This window comes from Tolypothrix tenuis PCC 7101, from assembly GCF_963874875.1.
Classification (GTDB): Bacteria; Cyanobacteriota; Cyanobacteriia; order Cyanobacteriales; family Nostocaceae; genus Aulosira; species Aulosira tenue.
Map to the genome: position 1 here is coordinate 8,475,784 of NZ_CAWNJS010000001.1, position 14,160 is coordinate 8,489,943.

The following is a 14,160-nucleotide window of genomic DNA, read 5'->3' on the forward strand; positions in this document are numbered from 1 at the left end:
TTTCTACCAGTACGCAGGGCGCTTGGTATTTTGTAACATATGGCTCCTCAAATGCTACTTCTGACTGAAGTTTTGTTACTTCAGCTGCTCCTAGAGGATGCCTACACAAGGAACAAGTTTTCCCTTCAAGCGGTTTTTTGTAGTTACCACAACGCTGATTTTTACAAGTCATCCCGTAAGTGCGTTTCATCAACCGATAACCTGTAACAGAATTAGTAATTTCTCCCCAAACAAGGGTTAATCTAACCCTTGCATCTTTGATTTTGGTGGGGATAATTTTGGACTCTGCCTGTGTAGAAAGTGGTTGAATATCTAATTCTGATTCGGCTTCAGTAAATAAATCTGTATCTTTACCTAGAGGATGTTTTAAAAGTAAGAGAGAGCTAAAAATTATGCTAGCCGTCGAACCATAAGACGAATCATAGCAACATAAATGAATGTTTCGGAAGTTTGAGGTAGTCTTTCATAATCTTTGCTTAAACGCCGACACCAATTTAGCCAGCCAAAAGTACGTTCAACGACCCATCGTTTAGGTAAATGGACAAAGCCCTTTTGCTCTAATGGTCGTAGAACAATTGTCACAATCCAGCGAAACATATCCATTACCCAACGCATAAATTCGTCTCCTCGGTATCCGCCATCCATCCAAATGGTATTTAACCGTTGTACGTGATTACCTGTATTGTGAACTCGGTTGAGGACTTTTTTGGCTCCTTCCCGTTCTGGAAGACTGGCAGAAGTGACCAAAACCCTCAAAACTAGCCCTAACATATCCACTGTCAGATGCCGCTTACGTCCATGTATCTTTTTAGCTGCATCATAACCGACATCTTGGGAAATCATCGTTGCTGTTTCTACTGACTGGCTATCAACTGCGGCCTCTGATGGACTCGGTTCTCGTCCTGCTGCCACCCTAACCCACTTGTAAAGTTTGTCGTGAATTTTTAACCATGTACCATCTTTGCTCCATCGCCAAAAATAACCATACACTGTTTGCCAAGGTGGAAAATCTCCTGGCAAGCCTCTCCATGTACATCCTTCACAAAGCACATACACAATTGCATTCACTATCGAATATAAAGCTACTGTTCTTGGACGACCTCCTGATTTAGCTGATGGAAACTCAAGTGCTATCAATTCCCACTGTTCCCATGTCAGGTCACTAGGATATGCTTTAGTCATTCGCTCACAAGGTGCTGTTATCTACAAATCTCAGCATAAACTTTGTGAGCTTTCTTACAATAGCCCACCTCTTTTAAAACATCCTCTGAAACAAGCATTTTCCAGTTCTGGTTTGACACCAACGCCTACAGGCGATGTTTCTAGTACTTCAATTGCTGATCTAAGCTTATCAATTGATGAGGCTTTTGGTTACTGGTTCGATTTTGGGGATGATTGGTGGCACCAGATTAACGTCACAAACATCTTAGACAAGGCCCCTGCGGGCAAATATCCCAGAATTAGCAAGCGCATTGGAGTTAGCCCTCCTCAATACGCGGATTTTGATTAGTATGTCTCTTCAAATGTACGGAGTTGTTTTAGAAATCAACACTAGTACTCTGGCAAGTCAACTTTGCTGGGTGAAAAAACGAACCACGAAGGCACGAAGTACTCAAAGAAAGAGGAAAAGAAGAGAACTAGAAAATTTAATGCACCTAGCATAGTTCCCTTGTCAGACCACTAGTCCTATATTGCAACTATACAAAAGTACAATAGTTATTGCAACTAACCATAGAGAAAATATCAATCACAAAAATTATCAATACGTAAATCTCGCTAGATGTCAGAAACCTGCCAACCAGTGTTACCTACAGACTGGAGAACTGGAGCGTCTTGCACCGGAGCGTAGACGTGAATATATTCTCTTGATTGGCTTTCTACCTCCAAGTCTGGCTGCGGCTCAATGATAGGTTCATCAGCAGAGACTGTCTCGATAGGCGCAACTTCCTCAATTGCTGGCTGTGAAGTAACAGACTTTTTGACAATCAGTAGTTCCGGTTTTTTAATAGGTTTCATGTTTATCTCGGTGCCAAAAGCTTGATAGCAGAAAAACAGATGTAGCTAAAAATTGTGTTAATGCCTCATTTATAGTGAGTGATTGAATAGTCTTTAACAAGTAGTGAAAACAAGGTAATCTGTTCGGTCTCAATTGAGTATGAACAGACAACAATTAAAGTGCAATTCGCTCCTAGAGTACTGCTAGCGATTGTAACTGTACTCTTGCAAGTAGTACGTCATCTGTAAAATCTGCAGTTGAACACTCACGTTTTCCACCTAGCAAAACTAAGCTGGAGATGAAGATTCACCGGGAGCCACTCATCTACAGGCATAGCTGGGCAATATGTACTACTCCCTCGGCAAGGGATTGTACCAGCGATCGCTCGGCAAGAGTAGTTTATCTGACTCAGGTGGGCCCCATGTATTTGGCTCATATTCGTAAACGGGTGTGACGCTATCGAGAATTGACTGGACAATCCGCCATTCCTCTTCCACCGTATCTTCGCGAACAAATAAGGTGGGATCGCCCCGCATGGCATCGCCTAATAGACGTTCATAGGGTTCCATCTCGTCCCCGCCTCCGTAAAAGGCCAAAAGTTCAACCGCAGAGCCGATCATGTCTTCGCCTGGGATTTTAGTGCGCGCACCCAGCCCAACGATTACCTCTGGATCTAGTAGAAACCGAACATAATGAGTGTTTTCTTTTCCCCCTTCTTTGAACACATCTAAAGGTGGACACTTGAGCTTGACCATCACTTCAGTTGTCTTCACAGGCAATTTCTTCCCAGCGCGGATGTAGATGGGAACTCCTGACCACCGCCAGGTATTAATAAATAGCCGCACTGCCACAAAAGTTTCTACTTGGGATTGGGGAGAAACACCTTCTTCGTCGCGGTAACCGCGAAATTGACCGCGAATAATGTCATTAGCTTGCAGTGAAGGTATAGCTTTGAGAATACGCTCTTTTTCATCCCGGATGGCATCAGGAGCATTACTAGCGGGTGCATCCATGCAAACTGAAGCTAATACTTGCAGCATATGGTTTTCCACCACATCCCGAATTGCACCAGTCTCCTCATAGAAGTGCCCCCGTCCTTGAATGCCAAAATTTTCTGCCATGACAATCTGGATGCTTTCAACATAGTTACGATTCCAGATTGGTTCGAGAAATGAGTTAGCAAACCGAAAATAGAGTAAATTTAGCAGTGGTTCTTTGCCCAGATAATGGTCGATGCGATAGATAGAAGTTTCGGGAAACACCGATGCCAGAATTTGGTTTAACTCACGTGCTGATTGCAAATCCCGGCCAAATGGTTTTTCAATGACTACGCGGGCATTTTTCGCACAACCTGATTTGCCCAATCCTTCTACTACTGGGGCAAACAGGCTAGGCGGAATTGCTAGATAGTAGAGAGGACTTTTGGCATCACCCAGGGCTTGACGTAATTTTTCGTAAGTTTCTGGTTTGTTGTAGTCACCAGAGACATACTCAAGCCATGAGGAAAGTTGATCAAATGCTGCTTGATCTACACCGCCATGATGTTCTAGGCTATCACGTGCCCTTTCCCTAAGTTGATCCGTCGTCCAAGGTCGTCCGGCAACACCAATCACTGGCACATTGAGATTACCTCGCTTCACCATTGACTGAAGGCTCTTAAAGATTTTCTTGTATGCCAGGTCACCTGTTGCCCCGAAAAATACCAGTGCGTCTGAATGAAGAGTTTCCATGACGAACCTCTTGAGGAATTAGCTTTTTCATGATGGCTGACAACAGCTTATCAGCAAAATCTTGCTTTACTACGGCAGCTAAAGTAAGCAAACAATACTGGACTTAACACAGGAGCCGATACAGATTTGTTGCTCCTCGCGATCGCTCACTGCCACCAAACCTGAAACCAATAAACAAGTTATCATTTTTGCATGGACAAGCACGATCTCTATTCTCATGATCGTGTTGGGCATCACTGCTCCCAGCGCAGCCCACTGCAGGCATTGCACTTCCTTTAAACTATGAAAGAGAAAAACACTTATGGATCTCCAACTATCAAATAAGGTTGCACTGGTGAGCGGTTCAAGTGCCGGAATTGGACTGGCAATAGCTACTACACTTGCTCAAGAAGGAGCGACGGTCATTGTCAATGGCAGAACGCAAGAGCGAGTAAACCAAGCCCTTGATCAGATTCGGCGCATTGTGCCAAATGCTAAACTTCAAGGAATTGCTGCCGATCTGGGAACCCAAGCAGGAGCTGAATTGTTGTTTCAACAGGTGCCATTAGTCAACATTTTGGTGAACAACTTGGGAATTTATGGCTCCAAAGCATTTGAAGATATCTCCGATGAAGAGTGGATGAACATTCTGGAAGTGAATGTGATGAGTGGTGTTCGGCTCTCACGTCATTACTTACCGCTGATGCTGAAGCAAGATTGGGGACGCATTATTTTCATCTCTAGTGAGTCTGCCTTGAATATTCCCGCCGAGATGATTCACTATGGGGTGAGCAAGACTGCACAGGTGGCGTTGGCTCGTGGTTTAGCTGAAACAACCGCAGGCAGTAATGTCACAGTCAATTCAGTATTGCCTGGGCCAACCCGTTCCGAAGGAGTGGAAATTTTTATCCAGGGACTTGCCAAAGATCAAAGTATTTCACCCGAACAAGTTGAGAAAGAGTTTTTTAGTAAAACTCGCCCATCTTCACTAATTCAGCGATTTGCTTCAACGTCTGAAGTTGCTGTATTGGTGGCGTTTGTTGCTAGTCCCTTAGCCTCTGCGATTAATGGTGCGGCTCTGCGAGTCGAGGGCGGATTGGTGCGATCAATTATTTAACACAACGAACGTGAAAATCCGGTTAGTACCATAGCATTGAACTTCTGCAAACAAGGTATGCAAAACACAAAGCGTTTGAGAAGCAAAATTTTGGTTGAAGAATACATCCGTCAGAATCAATAAGTCGGGGATTCAGACCAGCGACTTATTGAACGCGAGTGCGTCTCCCCTTGGGAGAAGACCACCAAATCTACGATTTGGTGGGGGTGCAAAAACGTCGGTTATTCATCCCTGGAGTTTAGACTAAAGCATGACAAAATGACCCAGCAGCAGTGAGTTGACAACTGGAGTTTAGACTAAAGCATGACAAAATGACCCAGCAGCAGTGAGTTGACAAGTTACACATCTCAAAGCAAAAAAACTCAATGTCAAGCGGACTGTGGTTGTTCTTTTTTCGGCTTGGCAGTACTTTTTTTAACTGTAGGATAACGAATTCTACGCAGGCGAACTTTGCCAGCAGGCCAGCCTTGAGACTTTCCACGGGGTTTGGGTGAAACAGACGGTGTACCAATGGCGGCGAAAACTGCTGCCATTGCTTGAGCGACCCGTCCAGGGGACAATCTGGACTGTTTTTTCTGCCAAGGTAAAGGATTGTCATGTACAATCCCATGTGCAAGCCAAAGTTGCCAAGTCATCAGGGGTAAAAGGTCACTCCACCGCTGACACTGTTCTGGGGTACTCAATTGCGGCAGAGTCCAATGCAAGCGCCCTTTGGCAAAACGATACCAGTGGTCAATGGCAAATCGACGGCAGTAAAGCTGCCAGAATGAGGATAAAGCAGGCATAGATAGTCCCACCCACACCAACCATAAAGCCTTGTTTTTTGGCACACCAAATTCATCTAAGCGCTGAATTTGAATCAAATTCATGGAATGATCTTTGGACTGTTGAAAATGAAGATTACACCATAAGCGGATAGATAAACGCCCCATTTTTGGGTCGTTGACTTCAATGATTTGGTCAGGTGTCCACCATGTAGACGAATCGTTGAGTTTAAATTTATCACCGTGGATACGGGGACGACCAGTGCCGCCATAAGGTGGGGGCGCACCATACAGCAGTCGATTGGAGCGCAAACGCATTAATTTGTCTGCGGCAATATCGCTTGTTTGTTTCACGAAACTAGCACACCCGTATTCTGCATCCCACAAGCTAATGGGGCTTGTTGGCAGGTTTGAGCATACTAGTTTTAGTTGTGCGGCAGCTTTTTGAATTGGGTTCTCAAAACTGGTGATGCGTTCATGTAATAGGGGTAATGCCCAACTGCCCTCTGTTTCCGGCACAACTGCAATGGTGCTGTAGCCTTGTCCCAAGGTTACGGGTTTTGCCCCTGACATGGGTTGAACTTGATGCTCATAGGTTCGGTCTTTCAATGTTGGGGCATGTAATCTTGCCCAAGCTGTATGGTCTCCTGCTAAGATGATTTTTTCTGTGGGATTGAGTTGTTTTATATACAACTTCATCAGTTCGGTTCGGGGCGGATTTCCGTCTTGTATTGCCTCGTATACACTCGACCATTGCCTGCGAAACACGGGAGACACTGATAGTTCTGCAAATGAATTAATACTACGTGTTACTAACACTGCATCCATCAAGTCGAATAAGGCATCTTTGGCTTTACCCAGGATAGTGTACACACCTGTGCGAAATTGTTTAAGCTTTTCTAATGTCATGGTCAAGCTGTTAATTTTTTTCCTTTTATCAGCATTGACCAATTTGCGGTTAGTTCAACATCGCTGACCGCTTTTTTTGTTCGCGGATTTTTCTCCTGTTCAGCTATGTCCTTTTTTTGACTATTTTTCTCTCAGTGTTATTTTCCCCGCCAACCCTATTTAGTCTAAAGTCCAGTCATCCGTCACTCGCACAGAATACAAGCAAGAGAATTCTGGCTCCTGACTCCTGAATTCTGTTTGATAATCTGAATAAATCACTCTGACAACTCAAGATTCTTCAAATAGGCGATCGCCCCGATGTAATCGTTCTGCAATTTGATAAGTTTGACCTTGAGAACGCATAGTGGGCGAATGAGCTGCTAAATACCGAGATGCAGCAACTAATATATGAATCCCTGCCGGAGTTTTACCTAGGAGTGAGTACTGGCGAAAAGCAGCCTCTATTTCTTGAATAACATGAAAATCACGATTTTCACGCAACATCATTTTACCCAGCATAGCCATCAGTTTTTCTGGCGAACCGCCGCTATATAAATAATTAGCTACTAATTGACCTGTTTGGTTGACTTGCTGCTGACGGTTTAATAAATCTGGTAGCTGTTGGAGTAATTCTTCAGGATTTTCTGTGGTATCTTTTGGTTCTGGTAGCCGTGCTGGTGGTACATTCAAAAAGCGATTTAAATACACACTCATCGCCGCATCAAAAACTCCTTTGAGTAATTCAATTGTTGGTACTCTTCGCAATGCTTGGTGAACAGCATTAGCAAAGGTAAATGGATGATGGGCGGAGTTCCAATCGCCAAAATCATTATTGGTGTGGAAACGAGCGACTCGCAATGCTGCTGCATAAGTAACGATGCTGGCTAATTGTTCTGCTCTACAACCTGCTTGCAGTGCATCTAATAGCGAATCGGCAATCGCTTGTGGGTCTTCACCCAATAAAATTGGTAATAATTCCTCTTGCTTTGACCAAGTTCCTTGTCGAGATTTACCTAGACTTAATGCTTTAGGTAATTGCTCACTAGCCGATTCCAAAATGGCGATTAAATCCACAGGGTAGCGCCAGGAATTAGATTCTTCCATCCTATCGGCATTAGCTAAACCCGGAACTAAGCTAGCCAAAGTTGACTCAGCAGCTTGCCAACCCACCGCATCAAGTGCCTCTAACGCTTTGTTGATAAAATCAAGGGTATGCCCAACGTCAAGATAACGATGATCGCAAGCAGCACAGAATAGCATATCTGCTATTTGTTGTGAATTTGCTCCCGAAGCGAGCGCAGATACTAAACATCTCTGCGCTGCTTCAGTATCCCGTACCTGAATAAATTGGCGGAACCAGCTTTTGAGAGTTGCAACATCAACTGTAGAGTTAGGTAAAGGATGGACAACAAACTCTGGTGGCGAACCTGCACTATCATTCGCTACGGCTGACAATCCATGAAATAAAGCACGGGGTTTATCTTCTGCATCTAGATAAGGTAGGAGATTCATCATGCTTGTGTGGATAGTTAACCCTGTACTCCAACCTGCTTTGTTATAGCGAGTGCCAAATTCTAGCCCCATGAGAAATGGTTCAGCCGGATTGACCCCCATATCTAAAAGTGCGATCGCACTTTTAGCAATCACTAAAGAAATGTTTTGCTCTAAACCATCTTGTAAACGTTGGCGGTGGTGGGTATGAAGGTTATCTGGTGGCGCTAAATTTACCCACACTTCACCATCACGGATTTCTACAGGGAAACAAGGAACATCATCTGCCCAAGAGTCAAAAGTGCCACCACTAGCAAGGTCAAAACGGGCATAATGCCAAGGACAGGTAACAATACCATCCTTGCAGGTGCTGCCTTTGAGAGGAAAGCCCATGTGGGGACAACGGTTGTCAATTGCATAAACTTGATCGTTGGCGTAAAACAAAGCAAGAGTCTGCTTTTGTTGATGCACTAGTAAACTGCCTGCTGCTTGAACATCTTTAAGTTGAGCAACAAGGATATAATTATCTGTTTCGGTTGCACCTTCAAATATTTGAGTCATTGAATTGCACACTATTGATATCCATACTTCCACTGTGTCGAAGTTTTTCTCTTTTGAGCTTGTGTGCAATTATAATTTTTGTTAACTATCGCAATAGTACTTGACGCTTCCTTCTCACAGGAATTAAAAGATAAAGCAGAAGTATTTAAGAGTAAGTTAGCTTTTAAGCGCCAAAGAACTTCTAACTAACAGATGAAGGGAACGAATCAGCCGAAAGTTGTTCCCAAAAAACTTGACCCAATAGAAACCAGTCCAGCAGCAATGATAGAAAAGCCTAAACTAAAAACTAAAAGTTAGGCTCATTTAGCAACGCATCTCAACAGATTAGCAGTTTTTCAAAGTTTGGGTGAGATGCGTCGATGAGCTCAATCCATTTGAACACAGAATTATGCTTGCTTAATAGAAAAGCGTGAATAATTATTAAGTATACATTCTTCGCAATTATTAACCGTCTAAATGCGGGATAATATGCCTGAGCCTTGAGACACAAGTTCTACCATTGGTGCATATTTATCAAAGGAAGAGCCAGTCGCTTCGCTCCAATTCAAAATTATGAATTCAAAATTCAAAATTATTACAAGCCCACGGCTTTAGCCATGAGCTTGTGATAAGGATGCCGCATTTCTTGCACTACGTGCCTCGCAATACATCTTTGTTTTAAAGTGGACTTGTGCCCCACAACTAAAGTTTTTAAGTAGTTTTACATTTTTGAATTTTGAATTTTGAATTTTGAATTTTGAATTGTTTTGTCATTAATGGCTAAAAATTCTTTTTGGAGTCGTCGGGCAATTTTGAAAGGCATGGGTATTGCCAGCATTGGTACTTTAGCTGCTTTACCCACACTAAGTATGGCTAAAGAAAGCTACGCAAGTATCCCTTCAAAAGGACGAAATAAACAAAAAGGAGCGGTAGGCTCATGGTCATTTATTATAAGTTTTGCCAATGGTTCACAAGATAGATCACTGGGGGCTTTCACCTCTAATGGTATTACCATCATTACAAATGAGCGTACTAAATCCACAGGATTTGGAGTTTGGGAAAGTACTGGTTCTAATACATTTACCTATAAATTCCGCGAACCAATATATGAGCCAAATGGTAATTTAGCTGGGGAAGTTTATGTGGTTCAAGACGCAAACTTGAATGAAATAATTGATGAATTTAATAGTACAGGGAAAGGAACTGTATATGATTTAAAGGGCAATATCATAGCAGTTGAAAATACTACAGCCCAAGCAACCCGTATTAGAAACGAAAATTTTTAACTACTTCCAATTTATTATGTGTAAGTTGGAAACTTAGTTAATAGCTGTAAATATTTAATTATAAAAAAGCCACTTCTGGTTGATTAAACAGTCCATCCATCCATAAATATAATTCATTTCCATATGAAGGGGTTTATCTAAGGCTTTAGATTAGTCAATTGGTTAAAAGTTGTGATGACTTAGAAACTGCAAAATATGTTGAAATGTTATTTCTGGTTGTTCAATCTGAGGTGCATGACCGCAATTTTTCAGCTTGATTAGCTTAGAGTTGGCAATATTTTGCTGAAATTTTTCTGCATCTTTAGATGGGAGCATATCATCAGCCTCTCCCCATAAAATCAGTGTTGGTTTGTCAACTTGGGCAATTTTATTCGCCAAGTTACTATAACCACCAGTTTTGACATAAGAAATCATGGCATCATGCCAAAGCGGCATTTCTTGATGTAGCATCGCACACTGAATAGCCAAAGGTATTTCTGGAGCTAAATTAGCTACAATACTGCTTATATTTAATGCCAAAATATGCCGTTGACGTAGGTATTCTACAGCAAAAAAATCAAAAGGAGGAAACAAGTATTTGCTAAAAGTGGGAGCGCCAGTATAACCCAAACTATTAATCAATACTAGTGATTTCACAACTTCAGGATAAGTGAGCGTAAAGTCAATTGCCGTTGCACCACCCATTGATGCACCTACTAGTACGATAGGTTGATTAATTAAAGTTGTCCAAAATTCGTAAAGGTGAATTTTGATGGTATCTGGACTGTATTTGATTTGTTTTTGCCTTTGTGTAAAACCAAAGCCTAACAAATCTACTGCCCATGTTTCATTTTGAGTCGCAAGTAATGGCAACAGGAAACGGAACTCTAGGATGGAACTGTCGAAGCCATGCAACAACAGAATCGGTGTTCCTCCCGCTCCTTTGTGAATGTAGGTTGTCAGGATTGGCTGTTGACTGAGGGAAGTTACAAGGGCGATTGTTTCAATACTATTGATGAAAGCGATCGCTTTTGGATCTGTTATAGGCATGATCTAATAATCAATTACTTTGAACTTTAATGACTAAGAAGCGTTTGCTAGTGCTAATTTTTGCACTGTTGCTGATTGCCCTTTCTTGGTGGAGTGTGGTATCGGCACGGGCTGGTTTAGTAGTGCGTCAACTGCAGCGAGAAGGAGTACCACTATTGTACGTAGCGCCAGAGAATGCATTAAAAGTACCTGGTGTTCTGGTAGCACATGGCTATGCAGGTTCTAAGCAGTTGATGCTTGGCTATGCATACGTCTTGGCTCATGCAGGTTACGCGGTAATGCTGTGGGATTTTGATGGGCATGGATCTAATGCCTTGCCTTTGCAGACAAATTCGCTGCAAAAAAATCTGGATATTGCCTATGCAGCACTGGTGGCACAACCGGAGGTGGATGCATTGCGTTTAGCGACTTTAGGTCATTCAATGGGGAGTGGTGCAGTGATGGCGGCGGCTATTGGCAATGTCAATCGCTATGCTGCGACTGTGGCAGTTTCGCCTACAGGCGCTTCAATTACAAACAATGTACCTCAAAACCTTTTATTACAAGCAGGGAGTTGGGAAAATAGATTTGTTGCCAATGCAGAGCGTTTACTGAGGGCTGGTGGTGGTGAAAATCACCAATTTGCTCAGGGCCAAGCTAGAAAACTCGTGATTATCCCCAATGCCGAACATATTACAATTTTGTTTCGCCATGATAGTCATCAGGCAGCTAAAGATTGGCTCAATAGCACCTTTAGGCTCAACAGCCAGAGTAACTATGTTGATTACCGTATGCTATGGTATTTTTTGCACTTGCTGGCATGGTTAACTCTACTTGCAGCAGTTTCTCCCGTTTTAGCTACTTCTTCTATTATTGACAGAGCAGGACAGTTAAAAAGCTGGATGGGTTTATTAGTAGCACCTTTGGTAGCCACTGGCACACTGATGTTAATTAACCGTTTAGGGAATATTGATAACTTGGGTGGAGTATTAGTCGGTGGAGCAGTTAGTATTTGGTTTGGGGTAGCAGGTATAAGTTGGTTGATTGCTATGGCAAAGCTACAACTGCCATCACCCAGAGCTTTAGTCATTGGCATCACCTTGTTTATCATGTGCGGCTCGTTTCTAGCAAGAACCTCTAGCAACTAGAGGGGTATGGCTAGAGTACAAATCTAAAGTCAACTTTAGAAACTGTATAACTGTTCTTTTGATGTGGGTGATACCAAGTACCCTAGAAAGGTAAAGTCCCACCCTTGAAGAGACAAGTGACTCCCTATCTGCCCACAGTGACCATACTCGGAATTATGGAGGCTGAAGCTGGGAACAGGGCGCAACCAGTTGTAAAACAAGCAGGTAACAACACTGGCGCTAACGGGGGGATGGCACGGGTAAATAAGTCCTATAAAAGTGTCTTAACGAGAAGCTGCAACCTGGAAAACAAAATGTAGACTACATCCTCTACACTCTCACGGCATTCTGTGATAAATAGCCGTAATCTCTGAGAGGAGGATAGGCAAAGTGGACTGCCCTAAACCATCAATCAATCGAGAGAACGGAACGAGTAAAAACGGTATAAGGGTCTGGGGAAAGGTCGAAAACCCCGGTAGGTAAGACGAGATACGGAACTCCCTTGTATCGGGTAGGACAGAGCGTAACTGCTCTGAGGTATTCAGAAAACATTCAAAGGAGTCAGAGCATGATTAGGCACAGTAAAGAACTTACTAGTGAATCTTGGAAATCATTACCTTGGAAGAAATTCCGAGCGAACCTTTTCCGCCTACAAATGAGAGTGTTCAAAGCTGTTCGAGTTGGAGACAAGCGCAAAGCTAGGTCACTACAAAAGCTGATTCTGAAATCCAAAGCAGCTAGGTTTCTGGCGATTCGTCAAGTAACACAGTTAAATGCTGGTAAAAAGACTGCGGGTATTGATGGAAAACTTGCCCTAACCTATGAGGAAAGATTCAACTTAGAATTGACCCTCAGACAACCCTACTGGTATCACAACAAATTAAGACAGATACCAATTCCCAAAAAAGACGGTTCCCTAAGATACCTCAAAGTACCCACTATCGCGGATAGAGCTTGGCAATGCCTAGCGAAATACGCACTAGAACCAGCACACGAAGCAACTTTTCATGAACATAGCTATGGATTTAGAACGGGGCGCTCTGCCCACGATGCCCAAAGACAGGTGTTTTTAAACCTCAGCAGTAAGGCAAACGGAATCACTAAAAGAATCCTAGAACTAGACATAGAAAAGTGCTTTGACAGGATAAACCACACAACCATAATGGATAACCTTATCGCTCCCAGAGCATTGAAAGATGGAATATTCCGAGCATTAAAAGCCGGAATAAACCCAGAATTCCCAGAACAAGGTACTCCCCAAGGTGGTGTAGTAAGCCCACTTCTGGCAAATATAGCCCTAAACGGCATTGAAGAGTTGCACCAATACAACAGACATCTAGGAAGCAAAATAACCAAACACACAAAAAAGGAGGATATAAAAAGTGCGTGTGTCAGATACGCCGATGACATGGTGTTCTTCCTAAGACCAGAAGATGATGCAGACAAATTACTTGACAAAATTAGCCAATTCCTAGCAAAACGAGGACTAAAGGTAAGTGAGAAAAAGACAAAGCTAACCGCTTCGACAGAGGGATTTGACTTTCTAGGCTGGAAATTCAAAGTACAGCAAAACGGAAAATTTAGATGCGTTCCCTCAGAGGAAAACTACAAAGCTTTTCGTAAGAAAGTCAAGAAAATCGTCAACTGCCCGAATTATGGAGCTAAGGTGAAAGCTGCAAAGCTAGCACCAATTGTTAGAGGATGGAGACAGTACCACAAGTACTGCAAAATGAATGGTTCCCGGTTCTCACTGTGGTTCATGAACCATAGAGCATTCAAGGTATTTAACAAAGAAATTAGACAGGATAAAAAATCAGCCGAAAAGCTGACTAAACAAGCCTTTCCTGCGGTTCCTTACTCCGAAAATGCTCATATCAAAGTTAAAGGAAATAAATCACCTTTTGACGGGGATTTAGTCTACTGGTCTGAAAGGAACAGTAAATTATACGATGATACCACCTCAAAACAATTAAAGAAGCAAAACCATACGTGTGGATACTGCAAGTTAAAACTTACAAGTGAAGAAAAGGTACATCTACATCACATAGATGGCAATCATGGAAACTGGAAGAGTCACAACTTGATGGTAGTACATGAAAGCTGTCACGATTACATCCACATGAGCAAAAGATAGAAGGGAATTAGCTGATACCACCATGCGCGAAAACCCGTTATACCAGTTAAAACGAAAGTGACTTTCGTTTGGGAATGGGGGAGCAGGTTAAGGAACTTAC

General features: G+C 42.7%; 11 protein-coding genes. 5 read left to right on the plus strand and 6 right to left on the minus strand.

Features of this window, described 5'->3' with window-relative positions:
* Positions 1-390 precede the first annotated feature (390 nt).
* The gene (locus AACU25_RS33375) at positions 391-1,182 is read right to left on the minus strand and encodes an IS5 family transposase (RefSeq protein ID WP_096583062.1); all 792 of its coding nucleotides are present in this window, start codon (positions 1,180-1,182) and stop codon (positions 391-393) included.
* A gap of 112 nt (positions 1,183-1,294) precedes the next feature.
* On the opposite strand from AACU25_RS33375, the gene AACU25_RS33380 reads away from it, so the two are divergent.
* Entirely contained in the window at positions 1,295-1,510 is a 216-nt protein-coding gene (locus AACU25_RS33380) for an IS1096 element passenger TnpR family protein (RefSeq protein WP_321206920.1), read from the plus strand.
* Positions 1,511-1,776: 266 nt separating this feature from the next.
* On the opposite strand, the gene AACU25_RS33385 is transcribed toward AACU25_RS33380, so the two are convergent.
* Positions 1,777-2,016: a hypothetical protein gene (locus AACU25_RS33385; protein ID WP_096583066.1), complete on the minus strand. Its 240-nt coding sequence runs from the start codon at positions 2,014-2,016 to the stop codon at positions 1,777-1,779.
* A gap of 330 nt (positions 2,017-2,346) precedes the next feature.
* Positions 2,347-3,726: a glucose-6-phosphate dehydrogenase gene (zwf, locus tag AACU25_RS33390; protein WP_096583068.1), complete on the minus strand. Its 1,380-nt coding sequence runs from the start codon at positions 3,724-3,726 to the stop codon at positions 2,347-2,349.
* Positions 3,727-4,027: 301 nt separating this feature from the next.
* Between zwf and AACU25_RS33395 the strand changes: the two genes are divergently transcribed.
* Positions 4,028-4,822, plus strand: a complete 795-nt coding sequence (locus AACU25_RS33395) for an SDR family NAD(P)-dependent oxidoreductase (protein WP_096583070.1) — start codon at positions 4,028-4,030, stop codon at positions 4,820-4,822.
* 368 nt (positions 4,823-5,190) lie between these two features.
* Here AACU25_RS33395 and AACU25_RS33400 read toward each other — a convergent pair whose 3' ends face one another.
* Both AACU25_RS33400 and AACU25_RS33405 read right to left on the minus strand, forming a co-directional pair.
* Positions 5,191-6,495, minus strand: coding sequence for an NF041680 family putative transposase (locus AACU25_RS33400; RefSeq protein WP_096579305.1), 1,305 nt, complete (start codon positions 6,493-6,495; stop codon positions 5,191-5,193).
* Between the two features lie 267 nt (positions 6,496-6,762).
* Positions 6,763-8,526 (minus strand): Rieske (2Fe-2S) protein, encoded by a 1,764-nt coding sequence (locus AACU25_RS33405; protein ID WP_096583072.1) that lies wholly within the window; start codon positions 8,524-8,526, stop codon positions 6,763-6,765.
* A gap of 755 nt (positions 8,527-9,281) precedes the next feature.
* On the opposite strand from AACU25_RS33405, the gene AACU25_RS33410 reads away from it, so the two are divergent.
* A complete protein-coding gene (locus AACU25_RS33410) occupies positions 9,282-9,791 on the plus strand; it encodes an ERICH6/C3orf20 family protein (protein ID WP_190446002.1) in 510 nt (169 codons plus the stop codon).
* A 162-nt stretch (positions 9,792-9,953) separates the two neighbouring features.
* Here AACU25_RS33410 and AACU25_RS33415 read toward each other — a convergent pair whose 3' ends face one another.
* On the minus strand, positions 9,954-10,820 hold the full coding sequence (locus AACU25_RS33415) for an alpha/beta fold hydrolase (RefSeq protein ID WP_096583076.1): 867 nt from the start codon (positions 10,818-10,820) through the stop codon (positions 9,954-9,956).
* 29 nt (positions 10,821-10,849) lie between these two features.
* Between AACU25_RS33415 and AACU25_RS33420 the strand changes: the two genes are divergently transcribed.
* Both AACU25_RS33420 and AACU25_RS33425 read left to right on the plus strand, forming a co-directional pair.
* Entirely contained in the window at positions 10,850-11,947 is a 1,098-nt protein-coding gene (locus tag AACU25_RS33420; RefSeq protein ID WP_096583078.1) for an alpha/beta hydrolase, read from the plus strand.
* 547 nt (positions 11,948-12,494) lie between these two features.
* A complete protein-coding gene (locus AACU25_RS33425) occupies positions 12,495-14,060 on the plus strand; it encodes a reverse transcriptase domain-containing protein (RefSeq protein WP_096583080.1) in 1,566 nt (521 codons plus the stop codon).
* Positions 14,061-14,160: the final 100 nt, after the last annotated feature.

Excerpts from the sequence above, each read along its gene's own strand:
- AACU25_RS33375 (WP_096583062.1), bottom strand. The coding sequence starts at position 1,182 with ATGACTAAAGCATATCCTAGTGACCTGACATGGGAACAGTGGGAATTG.
- AACU25_RS33385 (WP_096583066.1), bottom strand. The coding sequence starts at position 2,016 with ATGAAACCTATTAAAAAACCGGAACTACTGATTGTCAAAAAGTCTGTT.
- zwf (WP_096583068.1), bottom strand. The coding sequence starts at position 3,726 with ATGGAAACTCTTCATTCAGACGCACTGGTATTTTTCGGGGCAACAGGT.
- AACU25_RS33395 (WP_096583070.1), top strand. The coding sequence starts at position 4,028 with ATGGATCTCCAACTATCAAATAAGGTTGCACTGGTGAGCGGTTCAAGT.
- AACU25_RS33400 (WP_096579305.1), bottom strand. The coding sequence starts at position 6,495 with ATGACATTAGAAAAGCTTAAACAATTTCGCACAGGTGTGTACACTATC.
- AACU25_RS33405 (WP_096583072.1), bottom strand. The coding sequence starts at position 8,526 with ATGACTCAAATATTTGAAGGTGCAACCGAAACAGATAATTATATCCTT.
- AACU25_RS33410 (WP_190446002.1), top strand. The coding sequence starts at position 9,282 with ATGGCTAAAAATTCTTTTTGGAGTCGTCGGGCAATTTTGAAAGGCATG.
- AACU25_RS33415 (WP_096583076.1), bottom strand. The coding sequence starts at position 10,820 with ATGCCTATAACAGATCCAAAAGCGATCGCTTTCATCAATAGTATTGAA.
- AACU25_RS33420 (WP_096583078.1), top strand. The coding sequence starts at position 10,850 with ATGACTAAGAAGCGTTTGCTAGTGCTAATTTTTGCACTGTTGCTGATT.
- AACU25_RS33425 (WP_096583080.1), top strand. The coding sequence starts at position 12,495 with ATGATTAGGCACAGTAAAGAACTTACTAGTGAATCTTGGAAATCATTA.